Origin of the sequence: Roseovarius sp. MMSF_3350, from assembly GCF_030733425.1 — a bacterium.
Taxonomy (GTDB): Bacteria; Pseudomonadota; Alphaproteobacteria; order Rhodobacterales; family Rhodobacteraceae; genus Roseovarius.
The window spans coordinates 173,751-187,346 of the sequence record NZ_JASHIZ010000005.1; the positions used below are offsets into that span (position 1 = coordinate 173,751).

14 protein-coding genes and 1 pseudogene are annotated in these 13,596 nt (G+C 63.6%); 13 read left to right on the forward strand and 2 right to left on the reverse strand.

Going from position 1 to position 13,596, the window contains the following annotated elements:
- The first annotated feature begins 80 nt into the window (after positions 1–80).
- From RBB31_RS07265 to uvrC, 5 genes are all read left to right on the forward strand, one after another.
- A complete protein-coding gene (locus RBB31_RS07265) occupies positions 81–878 on the forward strand; it encodes a S49 family peptidase (RefSeq protein WP_306128609.1) in 798 nt (265 codons plus the stop codon).
- Positions 859–1,047: a hypothetical protein gene (locus RBB31_RS07270; RefSeq protein WP_306128610.1), complete on the forward strand. Its 189-nt coding sequence runs from the start codon at positions 859–861 to the stop codon at positions 1,045–1,047. The genes RBB31_RS07265 and RBB31_RS07270 overlap by 20 nt, the downstream gene beginning before the upstream one ends.
- The gene (locus RBB31_RS07275) at positions 1,047–2,009 is read left to right on the forward strand and encodes a calcium/sodium antiporter (protein WP_306128611.1); all 963 of its coding nucleotides are present in this window, start codon (positions 1,047–1,049) and stop codon (positions 2,007–2,009) included. The genes RBB31_RS07270 and RBB31_RS07275 overlap by 1 nt, the downstream gene beginning before the upstream one ends.
- Positions 2,010–2,023: 14 nt before the next feature.
- A complete protein-coding gene (locus RBB31_RS07280) occupies positions 2,024–2,824 on the forward strand; it encodes an SDR family oxidoreductase (RefSeq protein ID WP_306128612.1) in 801 nt (266 codons plus the stop codon).
- 287 nt (positions 2,825–3,111) lie between these two features.
- Positions 3,112–4,995: an excinuclease ABC subunit UvrC gene (gene uvrC, locus RBB31_RS07285; RefSeq protein WP_306128613.1), complete on the forward strand. Its 1,884-nt coding sequence runs from the start codon at positions 3,112–3,114 to the stop codon at positions 4,993–4,995.
- 76 nt (positions 4,996–5,071) lie between these two features.
- Here the strand turns inward: uvrC and RBB31_RS07290 are convergent, their stop codons facing one another.
- Entirely contained in the window at positions 5,072–5,884 is an 813-nt protein-coding gene (locus tag RBB31_RS07290) for a tetratricopeptide repeat protein (protein WP_306128614.1), read from the reverse strand.
- Positions 5,885–6,130: 246 nt separating this feature from the next.
- Here RBB31_RS07290 and pgsA point away from each other — a divergent pair, with 246 nt between their 5' ends.
- The 7 genes from pgsA to pnp all read left to right on the forward strand — a co-directional run bounded on the left by pgsA (position 6,131) and on the right by pnp (position 12,304).
- On the forward strand, positions 6,131–6,790 hold the full coding sequence (gene pgsA, locus RBB31_RS07295; protein ID WP_306128615.1) for a CDP-diacylglycerol--glycerol-3-phosphate 3-phosphatidyltransferase: 660 nt from the start codon (positions 6,131–6,133) through the stop codon (positions 6,788–6,790).
- 3 nt (positions 6,791–6,793) lie between these two features.
- Positions 6,794–7,039, forward strand: a complete 246-nt coding sequence (moaD, locus tag RBB31_RS07300) for a molybdopterin converting factor subunit 1 (RefSeq protein WP_306128616.1) — start codon at positions 6,794–6,796, stop codon at positions 7,037–7,039.
- Positions 7,040–7,044: 5 nt separating this feature from the next.
- Positions 7,045–7,485 carry a molybdenum cofactor biosynthesis protein MoaE gene (locus RBB31_RS07305; protein WP_306128617.1) on the forward strand — a complete coding sequence of 147 codons (441 nt, stop codon included), beginning with the start codon at positions 7,045–7,047 and terminating at the stop codon, positions 7,483–7,485.
- Positions 7,486–7,559: 74 nt separating this feature from the next.
- Positions 7,560–7,850, forward strand: a complete 291-nt coding sequence (locus tag RBB31_RS07310) for an SCP2 sterol-binding domain-containing protein (protein ID WP_306128618.1) — start codon at positions 7,560–7,562, stop codon at positions 7,848–7,850.
- Between the two features lie 204 nt (positions 7,851–8,054).
- Positions 8,055–8,552, forward strand: coding sequence for a hypothetical protein (locus tag RBB31_RS07315; RefSeq protein ID WP_306128619.1), 498 nt, complete (start codon positions 8,055–8,057; stop codon positions 8,550–8,552).
- 178 nt (positions 8,553–8,730) lie between these two features.
- On the forward strand, positions 8,731–9,969 hold the full coding sequence (locus tag RBB31_RS07320; protein ID WP_306128620.1) for a sodium:proton antiporter: 1,239 nt from the start codon (positions 8,731–8,733) through the stop codon (positions 9,967–9,969).
- A 199-nt stretch (positions 9,970–10,168) separates the two neighbouring features.
- Positions 10,169–12,304, forward strand: coding sequence for a polyribonucleotide nucleotidyltransferase (pnp, locus tag RBB31_RS07325; RefSeq protein WP_306128621.1), 2,136 nt, complete (start codon positions 10,169–10,171; stop codon positions 12,302–12,304).
- 361 nt (positions 12,305–12,665) lie between these two features.
- On the opposite strand, the gene RBB31_RS07330 is transcribed toward pnp, so the two are convergent.
- Complete coding sequence (locus tag RBB31_RS07330; protein ID WP_306128622.1) at positions 12,666–13,124, reverse strand: Lrp/AsnC family transcriptional regulator; 459 nt, start codon at positions 13,122–13,124, stop codon at positions 12,666–12,668.
- Positions 13,125–13,259: 135 nt separating this feature from the next.
- Here RBB31_RS07330 and RBB31_RS07335 point away from each other — a divergent pair.
- Positions 13,260–13,596: pseudogene (locus tag RBB31_RS07335) on the forward strand (alanine dehydrogenase); the annotation flags it as partial.

The following is a 13,596-nucleotide window of genomic DNA, read 5'->3' on the forward strand; positions in this document are numbered from 1 at the left end:
CGTGGCTTTCTTGCCTTCGGACCGTATTGATACGCCCCGCCACCTTGTTTGTCCGGTGCGGGCATTCTACATCGCTTGCCATGAAGCGATTTATCCCGTTTTTGAAAACCGGGCCGGTGGTCTCGGTCGTGCGCCTGTCGGGTGCCATCGGCGCCGGGGCGCGGATGCCGCTGAGCGACGAGGCGATGGCGCCCGCCATCGAAAAGGCGTTCAAGCGGGGCAAGCCCAAGGCGGTTGCGCTGTTGATCAACAGCCCCGGCGGCTCGCCGGTGCAGTCGGCCCTGATCGCAAGCCGCATCCGGCGGCTGGCCGAAGAGCACAAGGTGCCCGTTCATGCCTTTGTCGAGGATGTGGCGGCGTCGGGCGGCTATTGGCTGGCCTCGGCGGCGGATGACATCTGGGTCGACGACAATTCCATCGTGGGCAGCATCGGGGTGATCTCGGCCGGTTTCGGTGCGCATATCTTCCTGGCGCGGCAGGGCGTCGAGCGGCGGGTCTATACCGCCGGCAAGTCGAAGAGCACGCTCGACCCGTTCCAACCGGAAAAGAAGGAAGACGTGGCCCGCCTCAAGCGCATCCTGGAAGAGATGCACGGCAACTTCATCGCGCAGATCAGGGCGCGGCGGGGTGACCGGCTGAACGAGGACGAGGACCTGTTTACCGGCGAGTTCTGGCTGGGCCGTCGTGGCGTCGAACTGGGCCTGGCCGACGGGGTGGCGCACTTGGTGCCGAAGCTGAAGGAGCTTTACGGCGACAAGGTGCGGCTTGCCACCTACGGCAAGAAAAAGGGCCTTTTCCAGCGGTTTGGGGCGAGGGTGGTCGAGAATGCCTTTGCCTCGGTCGAGGAACGCGCGGCCTTTGCCCGGTTCGGCCTTTGACGTGCTGAGCAAGATCGCCCTCATATTCCTGGCCTTCATCGCCGTGCTGGCGATGTTCGGACGCCTGCGGTTTCCCGGACAGAAGCAACTGGAATCGGCCCGGTGCCCGCATTGCAGGCGGTTCCGCATCGGCAAGGGGCCGTGCCAGTGCCGGGAGGACAAATCCTGATGTGGCCATGGCTGATGTCGGGGCTGGGGCTGCTGATCCTGCTGCTGGCGGGTGATGCGCTTGTGAAAGGCGCGGTGAACCTGAGCCTGCGCGTGGGCATCCCCGCGCTGATCGTCAGCCTGACCATCGTGGCGTTCGGGACGTCGGCGCCGGAACTGCTGATCTCGGTCAACGCGGTGCTGGAGAACAAGCCGGGGCTGGCGCTGGGCAACGTGATCGGGTCGAACACGGCGAACATCCTGCTGGTGCTGGGGGTGCCCGCGCTGTTGTCGGTACTGCACACCTCGGGGTGCAACACGCGCAAGACGTATCTGTTCATGATCGGGGCCACGGTGATCTTCATCGGGCTGGCGTTCCGTGGCGCGTTCGACATGCTGGCCGGCGCGGTGCTGCTGGCCTGCCTCGGGCTGGTGCTGGGCGATGCGTTCCGCGACGCGCGCAACCACCGGCGGGCGTGCAGGAGTGCCACCGCGGTTGCCGAAGAAGAGGAAGAGGTCGAAGGCGCGGACCCCGACATGCCGTGGTGGCAGATCTTCGTCTTTCTGGCGCTGGGTCTGGTCGGGCTGCCGCTGGGCGCGGACCTGTTGGTGGACAACGCTTCGATCATCGCCAGGCGCTTCGGCGTAAGCGACGCGGTGATCGGCCTGACGCTGGTGGCGCTGGGCACCTCCCTGCCGGAACTGGCGACGACGGTGATGGCGGCCTTGCGCAAGCAGGCCGACGTGGCGCTGGGCAATGTCATCGGGTCGAACATGTTCAACCTTCTGGCGATCATCGGCATCACGTCTTTCGTGGGCACGATTCCGGTCGATGCGGAGTTTTTGCAGTTTGACCTGTGGGTGATGCTGGGCGCGTCGCTGCTGATCATTCCGTTCGTGTTCCTGGGCCGGGATATCAACCGGCTGTGGGGCATCGCCTTGACCGTCCTCTACGTGGTCTATGTCATGGTCGTGTTGAGCTGAACGGAGCCCACTGGATGATCGAAGACACCCAGCCCCGCCGCGCCCTCGTGACCGGGGGCGGCAAGCGCCTTGGCCGGGCGATGGCCCTGTACCTGGGCGCACGCGGCTATGACGTGGCGGTGCATTATGGCGGCTCGGCCGATGCCGCCGAGGAAACCGCCGGTGAGATCGAGGCCAAGGGCCGGAAGGCCGTGACCGTGCAGGCCGATCTTCTGGACGAGGACGCGGTACAGGCGCTGGTGCCCGAGGCGGCCGCGCGGCTGGGCGGGCCGGTGAACGTGCTGGTGAACAACGCGTCGATCTTCGAGGACGAGACATACGAGACGGCAACGCGCGACAGTTGGGACCGGCACTTGGAATCGAACCTGCGCGCGCCCTTCGCGCTGACGCAAGGATTGGCCGCACAGGTGCCGGACCCGGTGGAGGACGGCAACGGCGAGCCGGTGGCGCAGGGGCTGGTGGTGAACATGATCGACCAGCGGGTGCGCAAGCTGACGCCTTATTTCGCCAGCTACACGATCGCCAAGTCCGGCCTGTGGACGATGACCCGCACGGCCGCGCAGGCCTTTGCGCCGCGTGTCCGGGTGAACGGGATCGGGCCGGGGCCGACGTTGAAGAGCACCGAGCAGAGCGAAAAGCAGTTCTTCGATCAGCGGGCGCGAACGATCCTGAAGCGGGGGGTGAATCCCGAGGATATCACCGCCGCGCTGGGCTATTTCCTGGAGGCGAAGGCGGTCACCGGACAGCTGATTTGCGTCGATGGCGGACAGCACCTGGCCTGGCAAACTCCGGACATTCTCGGGGTCGATGTATGAACGGCCGCGACAAGTTGTGCACGTGGCGTGGGGCCGTTACCGACGCGTTACAAAAGGTTTAATGTTTTCATATATTTGGGATACCACGGATTTTTTATCGTTTAAAATCAATGCTTTGTTTTTGTGCCTATTTTTTGAGCAATTCAACGAACCGGGCCGAAAACAACGAAAAATTCCGGGTAACCAAAACTTGTCCGCAGAGTTATCCACACGATCCGTGGAGATGTTTCCTATTGCGGCGTGTGTGCTAATCATTGCAGCCCACGCGCAGAATCAAACGTTAATGAATGATTAACAAACCGAATCACGAGTCAGACGGCGATGCCGCCCCGGAAACCGGGCACAAGGTGATCCAGTCCTACCTCAAGACGCTGGACGGCTCACCCGGGGTGTACCGGATGCTGGGGGCGCAGTCCCAGGTGCTGTATGTCGGCAAGGCGCGCAACCTCAAGGCGCGGGTGTCGAGCTATGCCCGGCCCACCGGACACACGCCGCGGATCGCGCGGATGATCGCGGAAACCGCGTCGATGATGTTCCTGACCACGGCGACCGAGACCGAGGCGCTGCTGCTCGAGCAGAACCTGATCAAGCAGTTGAAGCCGCGGTACAACGTGCTGTTGCGCGACGACAAGTCGTTTCCGAATATCCTGGTGACGGGCCACGACTTTCCGATGATCAAGAAACATCGCGGCGCGAAGAAGGAGAAGGGACAGTATTACGGGCCCTTCGCCAGCGCGGGGGCGGTGAACCGGACGCTGGGACAGTTGCAGCGGGTGTTCCAGCTGCGCAATTGCAGCGACACGCAGTTCGAGAGCCGCACGCGGCCTTGCCTGCAATACCAGATCAAGCGCTGCACCGCGCCATGCGTGGGGTATATCTCGAAACCCGAATACGCGGCGCAGGTTCGGGATGCCCAGCGCTACCTGTCGGGACGGTCGACCGAGATACAGGAGAAGCTGGCCGCCGACATGCAGGAAGCCAGTGCGGCGATGGAGTTCGAGAAGGCCGCGGCGCTGCGCGACCGGATCAAGGCGCTGACGCAGGTGCAGACGGCGCAGGGGATCAATCCGCGCACCGTGGGCGAGGCCGATCTGGTGGCGCTGCACCTGGAGAAGGGGCAGGCCTGCGTGCAGGTGTTCTTCATCCGCGCCGGGCAGAACTGGGGGAACAAGGATTTCTATCCGCGCGTCGGCGCGGACGTGGCCGAGGCCGAGGTGCTGGAGGCGTTCCTGGGCCAGTTCTATGACACCAAGGACCCCGCACGGCAGATCATCCTGAGCCACGAGATCGAGAGCCCCGACCTGATGGCCGAGGCGCTGAGCGGCAAGCTGGGGCGCAAGGTGGAACTGCTGGTGCCGCAGCGGGGCGAGAAGGCGGAATTGGTCGAGGCCGCGCTTCGCAACGCGCGCGAAAGCCTGGCGCGGAAAATGAGCGAGAGTGCGACGCAGGCCAAGCTGCTGAAGGGCGTGGCGGAGGCGTTCGACCTGCCCGCCCCGCCCGAGCGGATCGAGGTCTATGACAACAGCCACATCCAGGGCGCGCACGCGGTGGGCGCGATGATCGTGGCCGGGCCCGAGGGGCTGATGAAGAACCAGTACCGCAAGTTCAACATCCGGGGCGACGAGCTGACCCCTGGGGACGATTTCGGGATGATGAAGGAGGTCCTGACACGGCGGCTGAAGCGGCTGATCAAGGAGGACCCGGACCGCGATAAGGGGCTGTGGCCGGACCTGCTGCTCATTGACGGCGGGCAGGGGCAGGTCAGCGCGGTACATTCGATCATGCAGGAGATGGGCGTGCGCGACCTGCCGATGGTGGGCGTGGCCAAGGGGCTGGACCGCGACGCCGGCAAGGAAGAGTTTCACCGGATGGGCAAGCGGCCCATGGCGCTGCGCCACAACGACCCGGTGCTGTATTTCATCCAGCGGCTGCGCGACGAGGCGCACAGGTTCGCCATCGGCACCCACAGGGCCAAGCGCACCAAGGCGGTCAGTGCCTCGCCACTGGACGAGATCGCGGGGGTGGGCGCGGCGCGCAAGCGGGCGCTCTTGGCGCATTTCGGGTCGGCCAAGGCGGTCAGCCGGGCGAATCTGGCGGATCTGAAGGCCGTGGATGGCGTATCGGCGGCGCTGGCGCAGAAGGTCTATGACCACTTTCACGAGAAGGGTTGAGCGGCAGGCCCGGGGCGAGGGGCCAGCCCCTCGCGCTCCCCGGAGTATTTGGGGAACGATGGAACTGGGGCGAACCCTACTGGAGTTTCCGCAGATTATCGCAGGCCGTCGTTGCCCCTTGCTGGCAGGCTTTATCGTAGAAATACTTCGCCTTGGCCTTGTTGCGGGGCACGGCGGAACCCTCGTCGTAAACGGCGCCAAGATTGTTGCAGCCCTCCGCGCTGCCGTCACTACAGGCGCGAGTGTAAAAGGCGAGCGCGGTTTCAGTGTCGCGGGGGGTGCCAAGTCCGAATTCGTGCATCATCCCAAGATTGGAGCAACCAATGGCGTAGCCGGTCTTGCAGCTGCGCGCGTAAAGTCCGATCGCCCGCTTATGGTCGACGGGTACGCCATATCCATGCTGATAGATGGCACCGAGATTGCTGCACCCGCCCGGATCGCCGCCGTCGCATGCGCGCTTTGCCAGGCGCCGGGCCTCCGTGTCATCGCGCGGAACGCCAAGGCCCAGCCGGTAAATCAGGCTCAGGTTGACACATCCGATCATCTCGCCACCGTCGCAGGCCCGTTTGTTGAGCTGACGCGCCTTGCCATAATCGCGCCGGACACCTGTTTCGGTTTCATACATCAGGGCAAGGTTGGTGCAGGCCGCGAGGACGCCGCCATCGCACGCCTGCTGATACGGCGCGCGGGCCTTGGCGGGGTCCAATGCGCGGGAAGCCTGCATATGATGAAAATATCCAAGGTCGAAGCAGGCCATCGCGTTGCCTTGATCGCATTGAGCGCCCGATTCCTTCGGGTCGATGGAAGTAGTCTCGGCGCGTACTCCATTGGGCAATGCCGCAAGCAGTGTGATCAGGATGAGTGCGATTGAGGGGCGTGGCCGTTTCATGCGATGAGAGTAGGCAATTCAGCCGAGAACGCCAAGGATAAGGTTCTTGCCGCGTGAAGCGGGCTGGTGCGAGGGGCCAGCGCCTCGCGCTACAGGTTTGATGGGGGGGGGGGGGGGGGGGGGGGGAGGGGCCAGCCCCTCGCGCTCCCCGGAGTATTTGGGGAACGATGAAAGTTGGTTGCCTGTGCGTGGCGCTTTTGGATTCGGGGCTTTCGGACAGAGGCGGTTCGCACTAGATAAAGACGCATGACGTGGAATATTCCCAACGTGTTGACCGTGCTGAGGCTGCTGGCGGCGCCGGCGGTGGCGGTGATGTTCCTGTATTTCCATCGGCCCTGGGCGGACTGGTTCGCGCTGGTGCTGTTCGTGGGCGCGGCGGTGACCGACTGGTTCGACGGCTACCTGGCGCGGCTGTGGAAGCAGACCACCAAGCTGGGCACGATGCTGGACCCGATCGCGGACAAGGCGATGGTGGTGATCGCGCTGGCGGTGATCCTGGGCTATTCGTCGATGTCACCGTGGCTGGTGCTGCCGGCGACGGTGATCCTGTTTCGCGAAGTCTTCGTGTCGGGCCTGCGGGAATACCTGGGCGACACGGCGGGGACACTCAAGGTGACCAAGCTGGCCAAGTGGAAGACGACGCTGCAGATGGTGGCGATTGCGGTGCTCTTTGCGCAGGGCGTGTTCGAGCACTATTTCGGCATGTCCAGCCTGGGCATGGACGAGGCGCTGGTGGCCGATGTGCTGGCCGGCGAGGAAGAGGACGTGATGGGCCTGCGTTGGAAGTTCGAGGGCATGGTGATCGCATCGCATGCGGGTCTGTGGCTGCTGTGGATTGCCGCCGCGCTGACGTTGATCACGGGCGTCGATTACTTTCGCAAGGCGGTGCCATATCTGAGGGATTGAGAGATGGACGTGCTGTATTTCGCCTGGGTGCGGGAACGGATCGGGCACCCCAAGGACAAGGTCGAGACCGGCGCCGCGACCGTACGGGAGCTGGTCGCGGAGTTGCGGGCCCGCGAGGCGCGCTACGAGGCGGCGTTTGCCGACCTGGACGCATTGCGCGTGGCGGTGGACCAGGAGCTGGCGGATTTCGATGCGCCGCTTGCGGGCGTGCGCGAGGTGGCGTTCTTTCCGCCGATGACGGGGGGCTGAGGGACGTGGATATCCGGGTGCAGGAAGCGGCGTTCGACCTTGGCGCGGAGGTGAATGGATTTGCCGCGCGGCAAAGCGGCATGGGCGCGGTGGTAAGTTTCACCGGCATCGTGCGGGATATCGCGACCGGCCTGGAGGCGATGCAGATCGAGCACTATCCGGGCATGACCGAAAAGGCGCTGGCCGGGATCGCCAAGGAAGCGCAGGCGCGCTGGTCCTTGGGCGATGTGCTGGTCATCCATCGTCATGGCGCTCTGCGCCCGGACGAGATGATCATGATGGTGGCGACCTCCTCGCCGCATCGCACCGATGCGTTCCAGGCCGCCGAGTTTCTGATGGATTACCTGAAGTCGCGCGCGCCTTTCTGGAAGAAGGAAGTGACCCGCGACGGGGCGGACTGGGTGGATGCCAGGGACGCGGACGAGGATGCGCTGAGCCGCTGGTGACGCAAGGTTCGCGTTGACCGGGGCAGGCCCTGCGTGGAGAGCTTTGCGCATCATTTTGAAAGGCGCGCCATTCCATGAACGAGATCATCCGAAGCTATGTCGAAACGCTGGACCCCAAAGCGAGAGGCACCATCCGCGGCACCGCGAAGCTGGTGATCGAGGGCGAAGGCAGCGTGATGCTGGACGAGGCCGGCGCGCGGGAGGGAGACGAGGCGGCGGACGTGGTGCTGATGGCCAGCGACGCGGTGTTCCGCAACATCCTGTCGGGCGAGCAGAACCCGGTGATGGCCTACATGTCGGGCAAGCTGAAGGTCGAGGGCAACGCCCAGCGGGCGCTGAAGGTGAGCGGTATCCTGACCGGGTGAGGCTTGTGTCCTGAACGCGGGTGTCGGCTCGGGGACGAGGCATCGAGGCGTGATCGGCTTCCTTGGGGACAACTTTTCGCATCCTGAGCGGCCCTTCCTCGGGATGGTTGGCGGTGTCGGTTTTTCCGTATTGCGCGATGTTTCCGGGAACATGCCCGCCGATCCGCGGGTTGGTCTAGGGAAGGCTTGCAAACAGGAGAAACCATGCCGCGCTTCATTCTAGTCGCTCTGCTCGCCAGTACCCTTGCGCCCGCCGCCCTGGCCTCTGACGCGCCGGATGAGAAAGAACCGTTTTTTTCCGTGGCGAATGACGAAGATATCGGACCCTACATCGTCGGCCCCAACGGGCGCGCCGTTTACATGTTCGATACGCAGACACGCGGAGGCGACGGGTTGCCGCCGCTGGAATCCTGTGGGCCGCGGTGCAGGGAAGCCTGGCCACCGCTCGTCGTCGCTCCGGTGACAACCAAGAACTTGAGCGTATCCGATGGCTTGGATCCCAACCTTGCCGGGTCGGTCACGGATGGAGACAAGCTTGTGGCGAGCTACAACGGTCATCCGCTCTTCTATTTCAATCGCGAAGGCGAGAGCGAAGGTCCGAGCGGGCACGGTATCCACACGCATGGCGGATGGTGGATCGCCCTGGCACCCAATGGCAACGCCATCAGGACCGGGACCATTCCAAGCGAGACGGATTACTGACGTTCGCGTCTGGGGCCGGGCGACCGGGCGAGGGTGGCGCGCGCGTTTCAAAGCTCGGTTCAAGCGACGTCCGGCAATCGTGCTTTGAGGCACGCCCTGGGCCGTCTGGCGCAAGACCCTTGCAAACGAAACTGGATGTCCGATCTTACTTCACGGCGGCAATGAAGTAGATGTACGCATGAGCCCGGATTTCTTCACCCTCGATCCCTATCACATCGTGCTGGCCGTAACCGGGATGATCGTCATCAGCGCGCGGTGGCTGCCGCGGCTTGTGTCCCGGGCGGAGCCGGTCTTTGCGCCGCTCATGATCATCTTCGGGGCCGGGGCCGCGATGCTGGTCCCGGCCGCGGCCTTCATGCCAGACCCGCGCGAAGCGCCGCTGCTGTGGGAAAGGATAAGCGAGCTGGCCGTGATCGTGGCGCTGTTCGGCACGGGGATGCGGATCGACACGATCAGCCCATGGCGAAAGTGGAGTCCGACGGCGCGGATGCTGGGCATTGCCATGCCGTTGACCATCGCCGCGGTGGCGCTGTTGGGTATCAGCCTGGAGGGCCTGACCGTGGCCGGGGCGATCCTGCTGGGGGCGGTCATCGCGCCCACCGATCCGGTATTGGCGGCGGACGTGCAGGTCGGCCCGCCGCAGGAACGCCAGGAACATCCCGTGCGCTTTACCCTTACGACGGAGGCAGGGCTGAACGACGGGCTGGCGTTTCCGTTCGTGTACCTGGGGCTGGTCGTGGCGGCAGAAGGTCTGAACCCGAGTGCATGGGCGCTGGATTGGCTTGTCTGGGATGTGTTCTATCGCATTGCCGTCGGGGCCGTGGCCGGATGGGCCGGTGGCCGCGCGCTTGCGCTGGTGCTGTTCTCGGTGCCGCGGAACGCGCCGCTGGCCGACACGGGTTCGGGGGTGCTGGCACTGGCCGGTGTGCTGCTGTGCTATGGCTCGACGGAAATGGTGGAAGGCTATGGGTTCATCGCGGTCGCCGTGATGGGGCTGACCCTGCGGAGAGAGGAGAAGGACCACCGCTTTCACCGGCGACTGCATAATTTCACGGAATCGATCGAACACGCGCTGACCGCCCTGCTGCTGATCGCGCTGGGGTCCGTTCTGCCGATGGTTTTTGCCGATCTGACGTGGCGCCACGTGGTCATCGCGCTGATCCTGATCCTTGTCATCCGGCCCGTGTCGGGGTGGATCAGCCTGATGGGGTCGCACATGCCGCACCGGGACCGGGCGGTCATTTCGGTCTACGGGGTGCGCGGAATAGGTTCCATCTATTATCTGTGCTACGCGATGAGCCACGTGGAGTTCGTGAACGAGAGCGAGCTTTGGTCGCTAGTCGGGCTGGTCATCCTGCTGTCGACGATCCTGCACGGCTTCAGCGTCAACTGGGCCATGCGGAGGATCGAGGATTGACGGCCCGGACGCGGAAGCGAGCGCGTCGGGACATCCCGCTTTCATTTCGCGCCGATCTGCTGTATGGGCGCACGTATCTGAAACGTGACGCCTTAGACCCCGGCGCATGAGATGATGGAGGGGTCGGTGGCAATGGGGCCACCAATGTAACGGAGGACCCGGGATACGCCCGGGAGGGCCTCCAGCTAGGAAACGATAGATGTTCAACGAAGTGAAAAAATCCATCCAGTGGGGCGAGGATACGCTGACACTGGAAACGGGCAAGGTTGCCCGCCAGGCGGATGGCTCGGTCATCGCCACATACGGGGAAACCTCGGTCATGGCGAACGTGACCTTTGCAAAGTCCCCGCGTGAAGGTCAGGACTTCTTTCCGCTGACCGTTCACTACCAGGAGAAATACTATTCCGCGGGCAAGGTGCCCGGCGGATTCTTCAAGCGTGAGGCACGGCCCACGGAAAAGGAAACCCTGACCGCGCGCCTGATCGACCGTCCGATCCGGCCGCTGTTCGTCGACGGGTTCAAGAACGAAGTGCTGGTGATGTGCACCGTGCTGAGCCACGACCTGGTCAATGACCCGGACATCGTGGCGATGATCGCGGCCAGCGCCGCCCTGACCATTTCGGGCGCGCCCTTCATGGGGCCGATCGCGGGCTGCCGCGTGGGCTATGAGGGTGGTGAGTACATCCTGAACCCCGAGGTCGAGGACATGCACGACCTGCGCAACAACCCCGAGCAGCGGCTCGACCTGGTGGTTGCGGGCACGAAGGGTGCCGTGATGATGGTGGAATCCGAAGCCTATGAGCTGTCGGAAGCCGAAATGCTGGGCGCGGTGAACTTCGCGCACGAGCAGATCCAGCCGGTGATCGACATGATCATCGACCTGGCCGAAGACGCCGCCAAGGAACCGTTCGACTTTCAGCCGCCAGATTACAGCGACCTTTACGAGGCCGTTAAGGCGGCGGGCCAGGACAAGCTGGCCGCGGCCTACAAGATCCAGGACAAGCAGGAACGCACGAGTGCCGTTTCGACCGCCAAGGATGAGATCAAGGCATCGCTTTCGGAAGAGCAGCTCGAGGATGCGAACCTGGGCTCCGCGCTCAAGAAGCTGGAAGCGTCGATCCTGCGCGGAGACATCGTGAAGTCGGGCAAGCGGATCGACGGACGGAACCTGGATGAGGTGCGCCCGATCGTGTGCGAAACCGGCCTGCTGCCGCGGACGCATGGCTCGGCCCTGTTCACGCGCGGCGAGACGCAAGGCCTGGTCGTGACCACGCTGGGCACGGGCGACGATGAGCAGATCATCGACGCGCTGCACGGCAACTTCCGCTCGAATTTCTTGCTGCACTACAACTTCCCGCCCTACTCGGTCGGTGAAGCCGGTCGCGTGGGCCCTCCGGGTCGCCGCGAGATCGGGCACGGGAAACTGGCATGGCGTGCGCTTCAGGCGGTCCTGCCTGCGGCAACCGACTTCCCCTACACGGTGCGCGTTGTCTCGGAGATCACCGAATCCAACGGCTCCTCGTCGATGGCGTCGGTTTGCGGCGGCTCTCTGTCCATGATGGACGCCGGCGTTCCGCTGAAGGCGCCGGTGGCCGGAGTGGCCATGGGCCTGGTGCTGGAAGACGACGGCTCATATGGCATCCTGACCGACATCCTGGGTGATGAGGATCACCTGGGCGACATGGACTTCAAGGTGGCGGGGACCGAAGCCGGTATCACGTCGCTGCAGATGGACATCAAGGTCGCGGGCATCACGCCGGAGATCATGGAAAAGGCGCTGGAACAGGCCAAGGCCGGCCGGCTGCATATCCTGAACGAGATGGGCAAGGCCCTGTCGGAAGCCGGTGATTTCTCGGTTCACGCGCCGCGCATCGAGACGATGCAGATCCCGACCGACAAGATCCGCGAAGTGATCGGGTCGGGCGGCAAGGTGATCCGCGAGATCGTCGAGGTGTCGGGCGCCAAGGTCGACATCAACGACGAGGGCGTGATCAAGATCGCGTCGCCCAACGGCGAGGCAATCCAGAAGGCATACGACATGATCCACTCGATCGTGGCGGAGCCGGAAGAGGGCAAGGTCTACAAGGGCACGGTCGTGAAGATCGTGGACTTCGGCGCCTTCGTGAACTTCTTCGGCAAGCGCGACGGGCTGGTGCATGTCAGCCAGATCGAGAACCGCCGCCTGAACCATCCGTCGGATGTTCTGAAGGAAGGCCAGGACGTGTGGGTCAAGCTCTTGGGCTTTGACGATCGCGGCAAGGTGCGCCTGTCGATGAAGGTCGTCGACCAGGAGACCGGCGAGGAAGCCAAGAAAGAGGAACCCGCGGAAGAGTAAATCCGCCGGTTTTGCAGGATCGAGAACCCCGGTGGCGACACCGGGGTTTTTTCGTGGGAAAGTGACGTCACGTCACAGCCAAAGGTAAGGTTTTCCATACGCGCCAAAGCCGGCGTTTGAACGCATACACCACGCTACCTCCCGAGCTTGAGAGGGGGGCGCCCGAATGGGTATCTGGCTGCGCTGTCACTCACGGATCACGCGCACCGGACGGGGCCCCGATCAACGTATCGGGGCCTTTTCGCCGATTTCACATATGGGCAAGAGATCTGGTCCGAGGGATGAAACCTGGGCGACGGGTCATTGTCGAAGTCGTCAAAGTGCCAGGATTCTAGATCGAGGTCCCGAGAAAAGCAAAACTTCAGACCGGCAGGGCCGTTGTTTGCAGCACGGTGCGCAGGGCAAAGCTGGATTGCATGGTGGACACTCCCGGCAGGCGGGTGAGGTACTGTCGGTGAATGCGGGCGAAATCCTCGGTATCCTCGACCACGAGCTTGAGAATGTAATCGGCGGTGCCCGCCGTCAGGTGGCATTCCAGCACGTTGGGGATGCGGGCGACGGCGATCTCGAACGCGTCGAGCACCTCATCGGCCTGAGTTGTGAGGGTGATCTCTACAAAGACGGTGGTGGGAACCCCCATGCGGCGCGGATCCAGCAGGGCGACATAACCCTTTATGTAGCCTTCGGTTTCCAGGCGCTGCATCCGGCGATGACAGGCCGAAGGCGACAAATGTACCGCCTCGGCCAGGTCCGCGTTGGAAATACGCCCGCGTTTCTGCAAGACGCCAAGCAGGCGACGATCCATCATGTCGAGCGTCATTCGAGGCAAATCCTGTGCAATATGCGCCATTCCTTCGAATAATCTTCAGCCTATTACGGCATGTGCGGGCAAAATATCAAACCCCTTTCTTTGGCGGCGCTGTATCCTAGTCTATAGCGCAAAGAGGAGTGCGACATGAAAATCGGATGCCCGACAGAGATCAAACCGCAGGAATTCCGCGTGGGGATGACCCCCAACGCCGCCGGAGAGGCCGTGGCCCATGGGCATGAAGTTATTATTCAATCCGGTGCCGGCAAGGGCGCGGGGTTCGAGGATGCGGATTATGTCGCCGCGGGTGCCGCGATCATCGACACGGCGGAAGAGGTGTTTGCCACCGCCGACATGATCGTGAAGGTGAAGGAACCGCAGGCCGGCGAGCGCAAGATGCTGCGCGAGGGGCAGTTGCTGTTCACCTACCTGCACCTGGCGCCGGACCCGGAGCAGACCAGGGATCTGCTGGCAAGCGGGTGTA

Coding starts and splice junctions, on each gene's coding strand:
- RBB31_RS07265 (WP_306128609.1), top strand. CDS start 81: ATGAAGCGATTTATCCCGTTTTTGAAAACCGGGCCGGTGGTCTCGGTC.
- RBB31_RS07275 (WP_306128611.1), top strand. CDS start 1,047: ATGTGGCCATGGCTGATGTCGGGGCTGGGGCTGCTGATCCTGCTGCTG.
- RBB31_RS07280 (WP_306128612.1), top strand. CDS start 2,024: ATGATCGAAGACACCCAGCCCCGCCGCGCCCTCGTGACCGGGGGCGGC.
- uvrC (WP_306128613.1), top strand. CDS start 3,112: ATGATTAACAAACCGAATCACGAGTCAGACGGCGATGCCGCCCCGGAA.
- RBB31_RS07290 (WP_306128614.1), bottom strand. CDS start 5,884: ATGAAACGGCCACGCCCCTCAATCGCACTCATCCTGATCACACTGCTT.
- pgsA (WP_306128615.1), top strand. CDS start 6,131: ATGACGTGGAATATTCCCAACGTGTTGACCGTGCTGAGGCTGCTGGCG.
- moaD (WP_306128616.1), top strand. CDS start 6,794: ATGGACGTGCTGTATTTCGCCTGGGTGCGGGAACGGATCGGGCACCCC.
- RBB31_RS07310 (WP_306128618.1), top strand. CDS start 7,560: ATGAACGAGATCATCCGAAGCTATGTCGAAACGCTGGACCCCAAAGCG.
- RBB31_RS07315 (WP_306128619.1), top strand. CDS start 8,055: ATGCCGCGCTTCATTCTAGTCGCTCTGCTCGCCAGTACCCTTGCGCCC.
- RBB31_RS07320 (WP_306128620.1), top strand. CDS start 8,731: ATGAGCCCGGATTTCTTCACCCTCGATCCCTATCACATCGTGCTGGCC.
- pnp (WP_306128621.1), top strand. CDS start 10,169: ATGTTCAACGAAGTGAAAAAATCCATCCAGTGGGGCGAGGATACGCTG.
- RBB31_RS07330 (WP_306128622.1), bottom strand. CDS start 13,124: ATGACGCTCGACATGATGGATCGTCGCCTGCTTGGCGTCTTGCAGAAA.